A 12438-nucleotide genomic window follows, 5' to 3' on the forward strand; every position below is an offset into this window, starting at 1 on the left:
GTGTTGATGGGGTTTGGGGGGTGGGTGCTGTGGCGGGTAGTGGCAAATATCCTCTGAGAGAAAAGGCAGCCTGACGCTGCCTGTGTTATTTTTTGTTCTGATCGCGCAGCATCGCCTCGCGCAAAATGGCATTAAGCCGCGTCTGGTAACCTTTCCCTGGCCGTTTAAGCCACTCCATCACGTCGGCGTCAATGCGTACTGATGCCTGAGTTTTGAGCGGTCGATAGAATTTTCCCCGCACGGCACCGGTCCAGTGATCATCCTCCGTGGCCGGTATATCGCTGTAATCAATTTCTCTGTCGGGTTTATCCGCCAGCGCTTTGAGTTCAGCCTCCCGGCGGGCACTCACTTCCGGTGCACTACCGCGTTTATGTTTAACGATGCTCATAACGCCTCCTCTCTTTACGATCCGCTTTACGCGGACTGATGATACGTATGATTTCATCCCCGTTTTCATAACGATCCTGAACAGACAAATGGCAGGGATCGTCAAAAACCAGAACTGCATCTTCAAAACGAATGGCGTGTTTTTGCAGATTGCTTTTCGCCTTATTGCTATCCCACTCATACTCTATAGGCATAGTGTACCCCTCCCTGATTGTATATACAAAAAAGCATATACAAACAGAGCAGTATTTGAACGAAAAAGACAAAATTTTGATTTGATTTCTGAAGGAGCATTCCAGATAGTGAGATGACTGGCCTCGTGCAGCTTTGCACTTTTCCCCCGTATCCCTCTATCCTTAGCCCATGGAAAAACATACCGAACTCAAACGCGCCAAGCTTCTCGCGCTGTCGCTGCTGCTGATTGCCGTCGCAGCGTTTATCACCACCCTGTTCCTGCCGCAAACCTTCTGGGTGCGCGGCGTAAAGGCCATTGCCGAGGCGGCGATGGTCGGCGCGCTGGCGGACTGGTTTGCCGTTGTCGCGCTGTTCCGCCGGGTGCCCATTCCCTTTATCTCGCGCCACACGGCGATTATCCCGCGCAATAAAGACCGCATCGGCGACAATCTCGGCCAGTTCGTGCAGGAAAAGTTTCTCGATACGCAATCCCTTGTCGATCTTATCCGTCGTTACGAGCCCGCACAGATGATTGGGACCTGGTTCAGCCAGCCCGATAACGCCCGGCGCGTGGGGCAGCATCTGGTACAGGTGATGGGCGGTTTTCTGGAACTCACTGATGACGGACGCATCCAGCGCCTGCTCAAACGCGCCGTCCATAAGGCTATTGACAAGGTTGATTTAACCGAGACCAGCGCCGTCATGCTGGAAAGCATGACCAAAAACAACCGTCACCAGGTGCTGCTGGATGCCATCATCAACCGCCTGATTACCCTGATTCAGCGGGAAAGCACGCGGGAATTTATTGCTGACCAGATCGTCCACTGGCTTAAGACCGAGCATCCGCGCAAGGCGATGGTGCTGCCCACCGAGTGGCTGGGCGATCAAAGCGCAGAGATGGTGTCGAACGCGGTGAACACGCTGCTGGACGATATCAGCCACGACCGCACGCACCAGATCCGTCAGGCGTTTGACCGCGCCACGATCAAGTTCATCGACAATCTGAAAAACGATCCGGAGATGACGGCGAAAGCCGAGAATATCAAACACTACCTGAAGAATGACGAGGCCTTTAACCGTTATCTGGGGGAAATGTGGGCTGACCTGCGCCAGTGGCTGAAAAATGACATGCAGAGCGACGATTCCCGCGTGAAGCAGCGTATCGCCAACGCCGGGCTGTGGTTTGGTGAAACGCTGACTAACGACGCCAGCCTGCGGGCGTCGCTGAATGAGCATCTGGAGCAGGCCGCGCACCGCGTGGCGCCGGATTTCGCCGCGTTCCTGACGCGCCATATCAGCGACACGGTGAAAAGCTGGGATGCCAAAGACATGTCACGCCAGATAGAACTTAATATCGGTAAAGATCTTCAGTTCATTCGCGTTAACGGTACCCTGGTGGGCGGTACGATTGGCCTGATCCTGTTTCTGCTCTCGCAGCTGCCCGCCGTGCTGGGGCATTAATCCGCTTTTGGCGGCGCGATAACGTAGCGCGTCGCCTCGAAGCGGTTCAGGATCAGGTGCACCAGAAAGACCATCGTCAGCGTGACCACCAGCGCGAAGGTGACGGAGGTTATGCGGTACAGATCGCTGAACACCAGGTCGCTGTCCGGGTGCATGTTCTGCCCGAACATAATGCCGATGGTGGTGATACTGGCGAAGCCTACCCCGGCGCCGACCTTCTCCATTACGTGCAGACGCGCGCCAAACGCCAGCCCAAGGCCAATCAGCGGCATCATCAGCAGCATATGGCTGCTGTGATCGTAGAGGATAAGCTGGACGACAAGGATATAGAGACACCCCAGCACCACGCCGACCACGCGCCAGATGGAGCTGATAACCGATCCGCGATAGTGCATCGGGAACAGGATCAGAATGCCCGCCATCAGCGCCGAAAGCGAATCGCTTAAGTCGCTCATCTGGAACACCACGAAAATCAGCGTCGCCACGGTGCCCGAGAGCAGCGACTCGTGGCGCACGCGGGCGTCATCTTTCTCGATCAGCGGCGGCGACTTACGCGCCTCCACGTCCGGCAGCAGGTAGTTCATCAGCGCGCTCAGGCACACCGCCATCACGCTCGCTTCGATGTTAGAGAATAAAAGCGTATGCCAGTTGGTGGTGGGGTAGCTCATAAAGTTGAGCATCACGCTCTGGCAAACCACGCCCATCGAGCCGAACAGGAACAGCGGCCCCTTACTCATAAAGCGAAAACGCATCACGTACAGGGCAAACACCACCAGCGTCATAATGACCGGCCACTGGGACAGATAGCCGATGATAAACACCATTTCGATGCAGTTCAGCGAGGCGCTAAAGATAAACTGCTTCGCCACGTGGCGGTTAAACACCGGCACCAGCGACAGCAGCATGATCGGATAGACCACAAAAAACACGCCGTAGCTGGTGTTGTAGAAACTCGAAATACTGAGCGCAATCATCCCGGCAAAGACGATACGCAGGGTCTGACGAAAGTCGTTTGCCGTATAGACGATGTTGCCGTGCGGGGTAAATACCCGCGCCAGGGTGCTAATAGACATAGTGAAGCAGGCTCACCAGATGGATTTGCATCCCGGAGAAGAATCGCGCAAACGGCCCTTCGCTGTTGTAGAGCTGCACGGTGGCGCGCGCGCCGGTCGGCAGCGGCTTCGGTAAGGCTTCGTCCAGCGCCACGTGAATGCGCATACGCTGGGCATCACGCACCCAGCGGTTGGAGGTTTCCGGTTCAGAAAGTTGACCGTTTACGGCCTCCTGTCCGGCGAGGATCCCCGCGTCGCTGCTGGTGACGTGGGCGCGGAAAACTTGCCCCGGGAAGGCGTCGAACACCACGGCGGCGTCGGTCCCCTGATGGGTATGCCGCAGGCTCTTCTCGCGGAAATCCGCCACGATATCGATCCGGGTGTTGACCAGCGCCAGCGCTGCCGAACCGGACGAGGCGTAAAAACCGGGGCTTAATTGCAGGTTACTGACCGTGCCGTCCGCCTCGGCGTAGACCTTCGTCCAGCCAAGATTCAGCTCCGCTTCGTCCAGCGCGTTACGGTATTTTTGCAGCGTCACGTTGCGGTGCTCGTCCCGCTCGCCGCGCTGAATGCGCAGGTTATGAATATTCGCCTGAATCGAGCTGACGGACTGCTCGCTGCTCTGCCAGGTGGTACGAACCTTATCCAGATCCGCCTGCGACACGTTCTGCAAGGTGCTCAGTTTCTGGTAGCGGTCGAAGGTCACTTTGTCGTTACGCGCGGTCAGCACGGCGGTTTTCAGGCTGGCCTGCGCCGCGGCAATCTGCGCGTCCAGCTGATCGTTAGACAGACGCGCCTGCTCCAGCGCGATCTGCGCCGCTTCGACCTTATTGCGAAACGGCGTAGCGTCGAGTTCAAACAGCAGATCGCCTTTCTTAACCTGGCTATTGTTGTGGACATGTACCGCCGCCACATACCCGGAGACGCGGGCTGACACCGGGGTCACCACGCGCATCACGGTGGAGTCCGGCGTCAGCGGGATCCAGATATCCGCGACGATAAAGTAGACAAACATCAGCAGGAAAGAGGCAATACTCACCCTTACCCAGCGGGCAAACTTTTGTTCAGGAGTCATTATTTTTCGGTCTTATTATCTTCTTCGCGGATTGTCCGCAAATTGCAGGCGATTTGATTGAGTGTGGCGCTGAAAATATCGATATGTTCCGGCGCGATGTTTTGCGATACGCGCGCCTGATACGTCTCAATCACCTGAGAGAGCCTCTCAAGAATGGCTTTTCCCTCAGGCGTCAGCGTCAGCAGCCGGATACGCTTGTCATACGGCGAGACGGTGCGCAGCAGGTAGCCCTGCTTTTCCAGCTGTGTCAGCGTGCGCATTAGCGGAGGCAGTTCAATCCCCTGCACTTCCGCCAGCTCGCTGACCGAGACGTTATCCCCAAGTTGATGAAGCTGCATCATCACCGTCCAGCTCGACTGGGTTAACCCGGTGTCGAGAATGGCGTCGTCGATGACTGCGCGCCACTGACGCACGATCATCGCCATCCGCATGCCCATCGGCCTGCGGTTAAACAGATCTTCTTCACTCATGGGAAGCCCTCTCGTAGTACGCCATCACGATAATAGTTATCAGGGTAAGTATCAAGAAACGAGAAGTTAAAGCGCAGGAATTGCGAAACGATGTTCTCCCTCTCCCCGTGGGAGAGGGCCGGGGTGAGGGCACTAGTCCGCAGCAGAGTTTAGCGGCTAAAATACTTCCTGACGGCACTGTTCCCCGAAGCCGTCACCACTACCTCCCTGTACCCTGCCACCCGCTGGATCCAACCTTTGCTTTCCAGATAAATCAACAGCGCAGCGCCCGCCTCACCGCCAAGATGAAACCGCCGCTCGCTCCAGTCCAGGCAGGCGCAGCACGCCTTGCGACGGGTATTGGGATTTAACGGAATACCAAGCTTCAGAAACTGCTCGCGGCCATGTAGCGTGAGCGCGGAACCGTCTGCCTCAAGCCAGCCTTCCGCCTGCATGAATTCATAGATATGCACCGCCACCGTTCCGGCAAGATGGTCGTAGCAGGTTCGTGCTTCGCGCAGGGCTTTTGGCGCGGAGGTTTCCGGCGGCGTGATGCGGTTCCAGGAGAGCCCCATCATCTGCTCGACAAGCGCCGCCACGTCGTGCCCGGCAAGACGATAATAACGATGCCGCCCTTGCGACAGGCAGGTAATTAGCTGCCCTTCAACCAGCCGGGCAAGATGCCCGCTGGCGGTCGACGGCGCAACGTCTGCCGCCACACTCAGTTCAGTGGCCGTCCACGCCCGCCCGTCCATTAGCGCACAGAGCATCTTCACGCGCGACGGATCGGCCATTGCAGCCGCTACAGCGGCAATGGCCTTTTCCAGCGCCGCACTGTTATCAGGGGGTAAGCTCGTCTTTAACATTCGTCGCCCAGGGTTCGGTGATCTCTGCGGCCAGCTTATCATCATCCGTCAGCAGAATAAGGTGATTCGCATGGTCGCTGTACTGAGTCAGGATAGACACGCCGCGTGCCGCCAGCGCCGCCGCAATTTCACCCAGCTCGCCAGGACGCTCCTGCTTAAGCTTTCTGATCACCGGCTTTCGCAGCGCCTGCACGGTAAACCCGGCGTCGAGCAGCACACGGCGGGCTTTTTCCCCGTCCTCCACCAGGAAATGGGCATCCGTACCGAAAACGCCGCCCCCCTCCAGCCCCACGCCGTTGCGGCCTAACAGTTGTCCAAAGCTCGCCAGCTCGCCGGGCCTGTCGCTAAAAATCACGTGAACGTCATACATCCGCGTGCCCTCCGGTTTCGGAACTGTATTCCCGCATCAGCTGCGCCACGCGAATACGGTAGAAAGAAAAAATCGACGCCCGTCCTTCGGCCTGCGCCGCCTGATGAAAGACGTTCTGCTTCCAGCGGCGGACGGCCTCTTCATCCCGCCACCAGGAAAGGGACAGGATTTTGCCCTCGGTCGTCAGGCTCTGGAACCGTTCGATATCAATAAATCCGTCGATGTCGGCCAGTAAAGGCTTAAGCTCTGCGGCCAGTTGCAGATAGCGCGCCTGATAAGCGGGTTCGGCTTTGGCTTCGAAAAGGACTGCGATCATGAAGGTCTCTCCGTTGTGATGATATGGAGAGAATGCGGGACTAATGGTATGGATGCTTCGGTATGGAGCGAAGTGTTTGCCGGATGGCGCTGCGCTTATCCGGCCTACGGTGTTTTGTAGGCCCGGTAAGCGCAGCGCCACCGGGCTGGTTTTAGCCCACCATCGACCTCGGCTCCATAAACGCCTGAATCCCCTACTCGCCATCGTCACGTCCCGCCAGGCTTACGGGCGCTGGTGGCGATAATCCGCGAGCGCGGGATTACTCCAGGTTAGCCTTGTTCAGCCCATATGCCGCATCCAGCGAGCCCGGCTCCATGCGGGAGGTAATGCCCAGGCGGTTCCAGGCGTTGATCGCTACGATGGCGAAGTTCAGCTCTGAAATCTCCACGTCCGAGAAGTGCTCCGCCACGCTGCGGTACAGCGCGTCGCTCACGCCGTGAACGCCAATCTGGGTCAGCGCTTCGGTGAAGGCCAGCGCGGCTTTCTCGCGGGCGCTGAACAGCGGGGACTCGCGCCATGCCGCCAGATGGTACAGGCGCAGCTCGCGCTCGCCAGCAATTTTGGCCTCTTTCGAATGCATATCCAGGCAGAAGGTACAGCCGTTCAGCTGTGACACGCGAATGTCGATCAGGTGCTTCAGCGCCGGATCAAGGGAGGTTTTCGCCACTTCCATGCTCAGGGCGGAAAGCGCGTTGGCGAGTGCAGGTGTGGCTTTGTGGTGGTTTACGCGGGTGCTCATTGTCTTTCCTCTTTTTTGTGCGGTTTTTATCATGCGATGAGGCAAATCTACGCCCTTAATGACATAGTAAAAAGATACAAAAAACATGAAATGAGGTAGGACATGAAGCCGGGCTATCACGACATTTATACCCGCTACCGCGACAACATTACGCGCGGCGTACTGAAGCCCGGCGACAAAGTGCCTGCCATCCGCGTGCTGGCTGAAGAGCTGAAGGTGGCGCGCAAAACCGTCGAGACGGCGTATGCCATTCTGACGGGTGAAGGGTATCTGGTGAGCCAGGGTGCGCGCGGCACGCGGGTGAATCCGGATCTTCTGCTACCCGCGCAAAACGCCCCGGCAGAACAAGCGACCGGCACGCTGCCGGCGTCGTTGATTAGCCAGCGCGAACGGGCCGGTTTTCTGCGCCCCGGCATTCCCGCGCTCGACAGCTTCCCCTATAAAAAATGGCTGCTGCTGGCAGGCCAGGCGACGCGCGCCATGCGACAGGATGAAATGCTCAACCCGCCGGTGCTGGGCTGGTATCCGCTGCGCGAGGCGATTGCCCGCTATCTCAATATCTCGCGCGGGTTGTCCTGCACCGCAGAACAGGTGCTGATCACCAGCGGCTACAGCGGCAGCCTGCGCCTGATCCTCGACACGCTCGCCAGCCGCAGCGATAAGGTGGTATTTGAGGATCCGGGCTACTTTATGGGCCAGCAGTTGCTCAAGCGCATTGTGCCCCGCCTGCACACCGTGCCGGTCGATCGCGCAGGGATGGATACGGACTACCTGCTGCGTAATCACCACGATGCCCGCTTCGCCATCGTTACCCCGTCGCACCAGAGTCCGCTGGCGGTGACGCTCTCCCTGCCGCGCAAGCAGCAGTTGCTCGACTGGGCGTCACAAAACGAGGCATGGATTATCGAAGATGACTATGACGGCGAATTTCACTACACCCGCAAAGTGCTGCCGTCGCTGAAAAGCCTCGACCAGCATGACAGGGTGATCTTTATGGGCACCTTCAGCAAAACCATCATGCCTTCACTGCGCATGGGCTACGTGGTGATGCCCGCCAGCACCGTCGGCGCGTTTACCGACAGCGCGGACATCCTCACCAGCGGCCAGCCGGTGCTGACGCAAAAGATCCTCACTGCCTTTCTCAACGAGGGGCATTTTTTCCGTCATCTGAAGAAGATGCGCACGCTCTATCAAACCCGCCGCGACTGGATGATTGCCGCCCTGCGTGAGGTCTATGGCGATCTGTTCTTCACCGAGCAAAACGACGGTGGAATGCATATTGTCGCGTTCCTCGCAAAGGGAAGCGCTGACCGGGAGATCGCCCGCTGCTGGCAGGAACAGCAATTGCAGGTTAATGCGCTTTCGGCGTGGTATCGCGGATCAGGAAAACGCTACGGGCTGGTGATGGGCTATAACAACGTGCGGTCGTATCAGGAGGCGGTTGAGCTGCTGGAAAGGCCGAAACGGCAGACGCTTGCGCTGTTGAGCTGAAAACCGCCGGGTGGCGGCTGCGCCTTACCCGGCCTACGGTCTCCTGTAGGCCCGGTAAGCGTAGCGCCACCGGGCAACCCTCACACATCATGCCGCGACAACCCGACGTCCTTGAGCTGCTCGTCGTTCATCTGGCTCAGAATACGGCGGGTACGGTTGATGCGATACCAGTTACGCAGCGTTTTCGCTACCCAGACAAACGCGATAAAAGGACGTTTTGAACGATTCTCGTAGAATTCCATGATGCTCTCCTCGCTGTGCCAGTGGAGTTATCATCATGGAAAACGGCCAGTACAATACAGATTCAAAAACTGCTTTTGTTTACCATACAGATCCGCTAAAACGGTATCTGCATGGTGGTTTAACCATCAATCTGTACTGGTTTAATGCTCTGTATGGTGAAAACAAAGGATACAGCATGACGCGCTATCAACATCTGGCCAACCTCCTGGCGGAACGTATCGAACAAGGGCTGTATCGCAGCGGTGAACGTCTGCCGTCGGTCCGCACGCTGAGCCAGGAGCACGGCGTGAGCATCAGCACCATACAGCAGGCCTACCAGATCCTCGAAAACCGCCAGCTGATTACGCCTCAGCCGCGCTCCGGCTATTTTGTCTCGAAACGCAAAGCCCAGCCGCCCGTCCCGGCGATGACGCGCCCGGTGCAGCGCCCCGTGGACGTCACCCAGTGGGATGAAGTGATGATGCTGCTGGACGCCCGCGCCGACAAAGAGATGATCTCCTTTGGCGGCGGCTCGCCGGACATTAACCAGCCGAGCCTGAAGCCGCTGTGGCGTGAGATGAGCCGCATTGCGCAGCATAACCCGGGCGAAATGCTGAGCTATGACGTGCTCGACGGGCGCCTGGAGCTACGCGAGCAAATCGCCCGCCTGATGCTGGACGGCGGCTCCACCGTCGCGGCAAACGAGATTGTCATCACCAACGGCTGCCACGGCGCGCTGTCGATCGCCCTGCTCTCGGTGTGCAAGCCGGGTGACATCGTGGCGGTCGAGTCACCATCGTTTCACGGCACCATGCAGATGCTGCGCGGCTTTGACATCAAGGCCATTGAAATTCCCACCGATCCTGAAACCGGGATCAGCATCGAGGCGTTAGAGCTGGCGCTGGAGCAGTGGCCGATCAAGGCGGTGATCCTGGTGCCGAACTGCAATAACCCGCTCGGGTTTATCATGCCGGAGTCTCGCAAGAAGCAGGTCTTAGCCCTGGCACAGCGGCACGATATCGTGATTGTTGAGGATGATATCTACGGCGAGCTGGCGGCGGAGTATCCGCGTCCGCGCACCATTCATTCTATGGACATAGATGGTCGCGTGCTGTTATGCAGTTCGTTTACCAAAACCGTGGCGCCGGGCCTGCGGGTCGGCTGGATTGTGCCGGGGCGCTATTACGACCGGGTGATGCACATGAAGTACGCCGCGGGCGGGTTTAACGTGCCGGGCACGCAGATGGCGGTGGCGGCGTTTATTCGCGACGGCCATTACCATCGCCACGTGCGCCGTATGCGTCAGATTTATCAGCAGAATATGGAAACCTATACCTGCTGGGTGCGGCAGTATTTTCCGGCAGAGATTTGCGTCACCCGCCCGCAGGGCAGCTTCCTGCTGTGGGTTGAGCTGCCGGAGACGGTCGATATGGTGTGCGTCAGCAAGCAGTTGTGTCGGCTGAAGATCCAGGCCGCAGCAGGGTCGCTGTTTTCCGCCTCCGGGAAGTACCGCAACTGCCTGCGGATCAACGTGGCGCTGCCGCCGACAGACAAAAATCGCGAGGCGTTGAAAAAGATGGGAGAAGCGATTGTGATTGCGATGGAGGAGGGCTAGTGCGGCCTGATGCCCTCACCCCGCCCCTCTCCCACAGGGAGAGGGAGAAAACCGTGCCGCATTACTCGTCGAAGTACCAGTAGCCCTGGTTAATCAAACCGGTCAGCTCTTCCACAAACACCGGATTATTCAGCGCCTCGCCCAGCTCAGCCTGGCCGAGCTCGGTGTAGCGGCACAGCGCATCTGCCCCGTTCACATCCGCCGTTTCCAGCTGTTCGCTGTTGATAAAGAAGCTGCCGTTGATGTTCAGCACGCGCAGCCCGCTCAGGCGGGAGAGCGTTTCGCCCCCTTGCAGCGCGTCGAGCACCTCTTCTGCGGAATACGGCGGCTCGGCGGCGGCAATATCCAGCTCGTGACGCGGCGTGGAGACGAAGCTGCCAAACCATTTCGTAAAATCATCCGGCTTGCTAATCATGTCGATCATCATCTGGCGAATGCGATCGAGCTCGTACTGCTCCACGCGGCCAGGGTGTTCGCGGCAGGTCAGATCCGGATCGCTGTAGTGTTCGCCGCCCAGATCGTTCTCCAGCGCGTAGTCGGCAAAGCTGCTGATCAGATCGCGACCGTTCGGCCCGCGGAAGCCGACGGAGTAGTTGAGCGCGGTTTCATGGGTAAAGCCGTCATGCGGGAATCCAGGCGGAATGTAGAGGATATCGCCCGGCGCCAGATCTTCGTCGATGATCGGCTCAAACGGATCGACGTGCAGCAGGGCCGGATGCGGGCAGAACTGACGCATCGGCAGCTTGTCACCCACGCGCCAGCGGCGGCTGCCCATCCCCTGGATGATAAACACATCGTACTGATCGATATGCGGCCCAACGCCGCCGCCCGGGACGGAGAAGGAGATCATCAGGTCATCAAGACGCCAGTCCGGCAGGACGCGGAACGGACGCACCAGCTCTGCGGCGGGCATATGCCAGTGGTTCACCGCCTGCGCCAGCAGGGACCAGCCGGTTTCACCGAGGTTATCGAAATGCTCAAACGGGCCATTGCTCGCCTGCCACTTGCCGTTAGCGTGGCTTACCAGGCGGCTATCGACTTCCGGCTCCATCGCCAGACCCGCCAGCTCATCAGGGGTAATGGGGTCGACAAAATTCGGGAAGGCATTTTTCAGCACAACGGGTTGTTTTTGCCAGTATTTTTCAAGAAATTCCGGCCAGTTCAGGTTTAGTTGATACGCCATGGTTAGCACCAGTGAGAGGGTAAACAGGCGCGATTATAGGTAAGAAAGCAGAGGGGGAACTTGTCATGGGTCAATCGAGCGCGTGTAGGTCGGGTAAGGCGAAGCCGTCACCCGACGCACACGCGGGCTAAAACTTAATCCAGGTTCAGCTCGTCATAATGGGTAATCAGTTTACCCACGATGCCGTAGTCCAGCGCTTCCGCCGGTGACATCCAGAAGTTACGGTCGGTGTCTTTCTTCACTTTCTCCAGCGGCTGGCCGGTGGCGTCAGCAATCAGCTTGTTCACGCGTTCCAGCATGCGGATGATCTCGCGCGCTTCGATCTCAATATCCGTCGCCTGGCCGCGCACGCCGCCCAGCGGCTGGTGGATCATAAAGCGGGTATTTGGCAGCGAGTAGCGGTGCTCTTTTTTCGCCGCCAGGAAGATGGTGATCCCGGCGCTTGCCACCCAGCCGGTGCCGATCACGTGCACTTCCGGACGGATAAACTTAATGAAGTCGTGGATGGTGTCGCCTGCTTCCACGTGGCCGCCCTGGCTGTTGATGTACAGCTTGATCGGATCGTTGCTGACGCTTTGCAGCAGGATCATCTGAGTGATGACTTTCTGAGCCAGCTCCTGGTTAATCTCTCCGGAGATGACAATCGAACGGGATTCCAGCAGTTTTTGCTGTAGAGCGCCCGCGCCGTTTGTTCCTTCCGCTTTTTCTTTATCGTCACTGCTTTTCAGTGTGTAGTGCATCGTTATGTCCTCAGCTTGTCGCGCTCAAAATCAGAGTGTAGCCTGTTTTACCCGTCGGCGTCCTCACACGAAACATCGCGTGCCGTGCGCTGGCTTTGCCCCCGGAAAGGTCTCTAAAAACAGCGCACCATTCCTAACTAATTCGCCACATTTTTATTACACTTTCATATCATCTTCATATTGATAAATGATAATAATAATTAATGTGTTAGTATGAATGAGGATAGCAAACAGCCGCTTACGTTCAAAAAGGCGCTATTTTATTCTCGATGATTTACTGATCACACACCGGGGCGGT

The 12438-nt window shown here is 57.7% G+C and carries 15 protein-coding genes; 3 read left to right on the forward strand and 12 right to left on the reverse strand.

Going from position 1 to position 12438, the window contains the following annotated elements; translation table 11 throughout:
- Nucleotides 1-85: 85 nt before the first annotated feature.
- Nucleotides 86-388, reverse strand: coding sequence for a BrnA antitoxin family protein (locus ACNQ0W_RS21080; RefSeq protein WP_062932417.1), 303 nt, complete (start codon nt 386-388; stop codon nt 86-88).
- Entirely contained in the window at nt 375-581 is a 207-nt protein-coding gene (locus ACNQ0W_RS21085; RefSeq protein ID WP_062932418.1) for a BrnT family toxin, read from the reverse strand. Before ACNQ0W_RS21085 ends, ACNQ0W_RS21080 begins: the two co-directional genes overlap by 14 nt.
- A 169-nt stretch (nt 582-750) precedes the next feature.
- On the opposite strand from ACNQ0W_RS21085, the gene ACNQ0W_RS21090 reads away from it, so the two are divergent.
- A complete protein-coding gene (locus ACNQ0W_RS21090; protein WP_023315330.1) occupies nt 751-2022 on the forward strand; it encodes a DUF445 domain-containing protein in 1272 nt (423 codons plus the stop codon).
- Here ACNQ0W_RS21090 and ACNQ0W_RS21095 read toward each other — a convergent pair.
- From ACNQ0W_RS21095 to ACNQ0W_RS21125, 7 genes are all read right to left on the reverse strand, one after another.
- Nucleotides 2019-3095, reverse strand: a complete 1077-nt coding sequence (locus ACNQ0W_RS21095) for a DUF2955 domain-containing protein (RefSeq protein ID WP_062932419.1) — start codon at nt 3093-3095, stop codon at nt 2019-2021. The genes ACNQ0W_RS21090 and ACNQ0W_RS21095 overlap by 4 nt on opposite strands.
- Nucleotides 3085-4152 carry an HlyD family secretion protein gene (locus ACNQ0W_RS21100; protein ID WP_090279862.1) on the reverse strand — a complete coding sequence of 356 codons (1068 nt, stop codon included), beginning with the start codon at nt 4150-4152 and terminating at the stop codon, nt 3085-3087. The genes ACNQ0W_RS21095 and ACNQ0W_RS21100 overlap by 11 nt, the downstream gene beginning before the upstream one ends.
- Nucleotides 4149-4619, reverse strand: coding sequence for a MarR family winged helix-turn-helix transcriptional regulator (locus tag ACNQ0W_RS21105; protein ID WP_033486706.1), 471 nt, complete (start codon nt 4617-4619; stop codon nt 4149-4151). The genes ACNQ0W_RS21100 and ACNQ0W_RS21105 overlap by 4 nt, the downstream gene beginning before the upstream one ends.
- Nucleotides 4620-4768: 149 nt before the next feature.
- Nucleotides 4769-5464 carry an ArsR/SmtB family transcription factor gene (locus ACNQ0W_RS21110; RefSeq protein WP_062932420.1) on the reverse strand — a complete coding sequence of 232 codons (696 nt, stop codon included), beginning with the start codon at nt 5462-5464 and terminating at the stop codon, nt 4769-4771.
- Nucleotides 5439-5834, reverse strand: coding sequence for a hypothetical protein (locus ACNQ0W_RS21115; RefSeq protein ID WP_062932421.1), 396 nt, complete (start codon nt 5832-5834; stop codon nt 5439-5441). Before ACNQ0W_RS21115 ends, ACNQ0W_RS21110 begins: the two co-directional genes overlap by 26 nt.
- Complete coding sequence (locus ACNQ0W_RS21120; RefSeq protein ID WP_039271806.1) at nt 5827-6150, reverse strand: antibiotic biosynthesis monooxygenase family protein; 324 nt, start codon at nt 6148-6150, stop codon at nt 5827-5829. Before ACNQ0W_RS21120 ends, ACNQ0W_RS21115 begins: the two co-directional genes overlap by 8 nt.
- 259 nt (nt 6151-6409) lie before the next feature.
- The gene (locus ACNQ0W_RS21125) at nt 6410-6889 is read right to left on the reverse strand and encodes a carboxymuconolactone decarboxylase family protein (RefSeq protein WP_047062292.1); all 480 of its coding nucleotides are present in this window, start codon (nt 6887-6889) and stop codon (nt 6410-6412) included.
- A 102-nt stretch (nt 6890-6991) separates the two neighbouring features.
- Here ACNQ0W_RS21125 and ACNQ0W_RS21130 point away from each other — a divergent pair, with 102 nt between their 5' ends.
- Entirely contained in the window at nt 6992-8380 is a 1389-nt protein-coding gene (locus tag ACNQ0W_RS21130; RefSeq protein WP_062932422.1) for a PLP-dependent aminotransferase family protein, read from the forward strand.
- Between the two features lie 80 nt (nt 8381-8460).
- Here the strand turns inward: ACNQ0W_RS21130 and ACNQ0W_RS21135 are convergent, their stop codons facing one another.
- Nucleotides 8461-8622, reverse strand: a complete 162-nt coding sequence (locus ACNQ0W_RS21135; protein WP_062932423.1) for a DUF1127 domain-containing protein — start codon at nt 8620-8622, stop codon at nt 8461-8463.
- 176 nt (nt 8623-8798) lie between these two features.
- On the opposite strand from ACNQ0W_RS21135, the gene ACNQ0W_RS21140 reads away from it, so the two are divergent.
- A complete protein-coding gene (locus ACNQ0W_RS21140; RefSeq protein ID WP_062932497.1) occupies nt 8799-10217 on the forward strand; it encodes a PLP-dependent aminotransferase family protein in 1419 nt (472 codons plus the stop codon).
- Nucleotides 10218-10278: 61 nt separating this feature from the next.
- Here ACNQ0W_RS21140 and ACNQ0W_RS21145 read toward each other — a convergent pair whose 3' ends face one another.
- Both ACNQ0W_RS21145 and ACNQ0W_RS21150 read right to left on the reverse strand, forming a co-directional pair.
- A complete protein-coding gene (locus ACNQ0W_RS21145) occupies nt 10279-11400 on the reverse strand; it encodes a cupin domain-containing protein (protein ID WP_062932424.1) in 1122 nt (373 codons plus the stop codon).
- A 134-nt stretch (nt 11401-11534) separates the two neighbouring features.
- Nucleotides 11535-12140 (reverse strand): ATP-dependent Clp protease proteolytic subunit, encoded by a 606-nt coding sequence (locus ACNQ0W_RS21150; protein WP_003863062.1) that lies wholly within the window; start codon nt 12138-12140, stop codon nt 11535-11537.
- Nucleotides 12141-12438: the final 298 nt, after the last annotated feature.

Source organism: Enterobacter cloacae complex sp. 6730903, assembly GCF_048283985.1.
In the GTDB taxonomy this organism is placed as follows: domain Bacteria; phylum Pseudomonadota; class Gammaproteobacteria; order Enterobacterales; family Enterobacteriaceae; genus Enterobacter; species Enterobacter hormaechei_C.

Bases quoted from the DNA above. Each gene is read 5' to 3' on its own strand.
- ACNQ0W_RS21080 (WP_062932417.1), bottom strand. From the start codon at position 388: ATGAGCATCGTTAAACATAAACGCGGTAGTGCACCGGAAGTGAGTGCC.
- ACNQ0W_RS21085 (WP_062932418.1), bottom strand. From the start codon at position 581: ATGCCTATAGAGTATGAGTGGGATAGCAATAAGGCGAAAAGCAATCTG.
- ACNQ0W_RS21090 (WP_023315330.1), top strand. From the start codon at position 751: ATGGAAAAACATACCGAACTCAAACGCGCCAAGCTTCTCGCGCTGTCG.
- ACNQ0W_RS21095 (WP_062932419.1), bottom strand. From the start codon at position 3,095: ATGTCTATTAGCACCCTGGCGCGGGTATTTACCCCGCACGGCAACATC.
- ACNQ0W_RS21105 (WP_033486706.1), bottom strand. From the start codon at position 4,619: ATGAGTGAAGAAGATCTGTTTAACCGCAGGCCGATGGGCATGCGGATG.
- ACNQ0W_RS21110 (WP_062932420.1), bottom strand. From the start codon at position 5,464: ATGTTAAAGACGAGCTTACCCCCTGATAACAGTGCGGCGCTGGAAAAG.
- ACNQ0W_RS21115 (WP_062932421.1), bottom strand. From the start codon at position 5,834: ATGTATGACGTTCACGTGATTTTTAGCGACAGGCCCGGCGAGCTGGCG.
- ACNQ0W_RS21120 (WP_039271806.1), bottom strand. From the start codon at position 6,150: ATGATCGCAGTCCTTTTCGAAGCCAAAGCCGAACCCGCTTATCAGGCG.
- ACNQ0W_RS21125 (WP_047062292.1), bottom strand. From the start codon at position 6,889: ATGAGCACCCGCGTAAACCACCACAAAGCCACACCTGCACTCGCCAAC.
- ACNQ0W_RS21130 (WP_062932422.1), top strand. From the start codon at position 6,992: ATGAAGCCGGGCTATCACGACATTTATACCCGCTACCGCGACAACATT.
- ACNQ0W_RS21135 (WP_062932423.1), bottom strand. From the start codon at position 8,622: ATGGAATTCTACGAGAATCGTTCAAAACGTCCTTTTATCGCGTTTGTC.
- ACNQ0W_RS21140 (WP_062932497.1), top strand. From the start codon at position 8,799: ATGACGCGCTATCAACATCTGGCCAACCTCCTGGCGGAACGTATCGAA.
- ACNQ0W_RS21145 (WP_062932424.1), bottom strand. From the start codon at position 11,400: ATGGCGTATCAACTAAACCTGAACTGGCCGGAATTTCTTGAAAAATAC.
- ACNQ0W_RS21150 (WP_003863062.1), bottom strand. From the start codon at position 12,140: ATGCACTACACACTGAAAAGCAGTGACGATAAAGAAAAAGCGGAAGGA.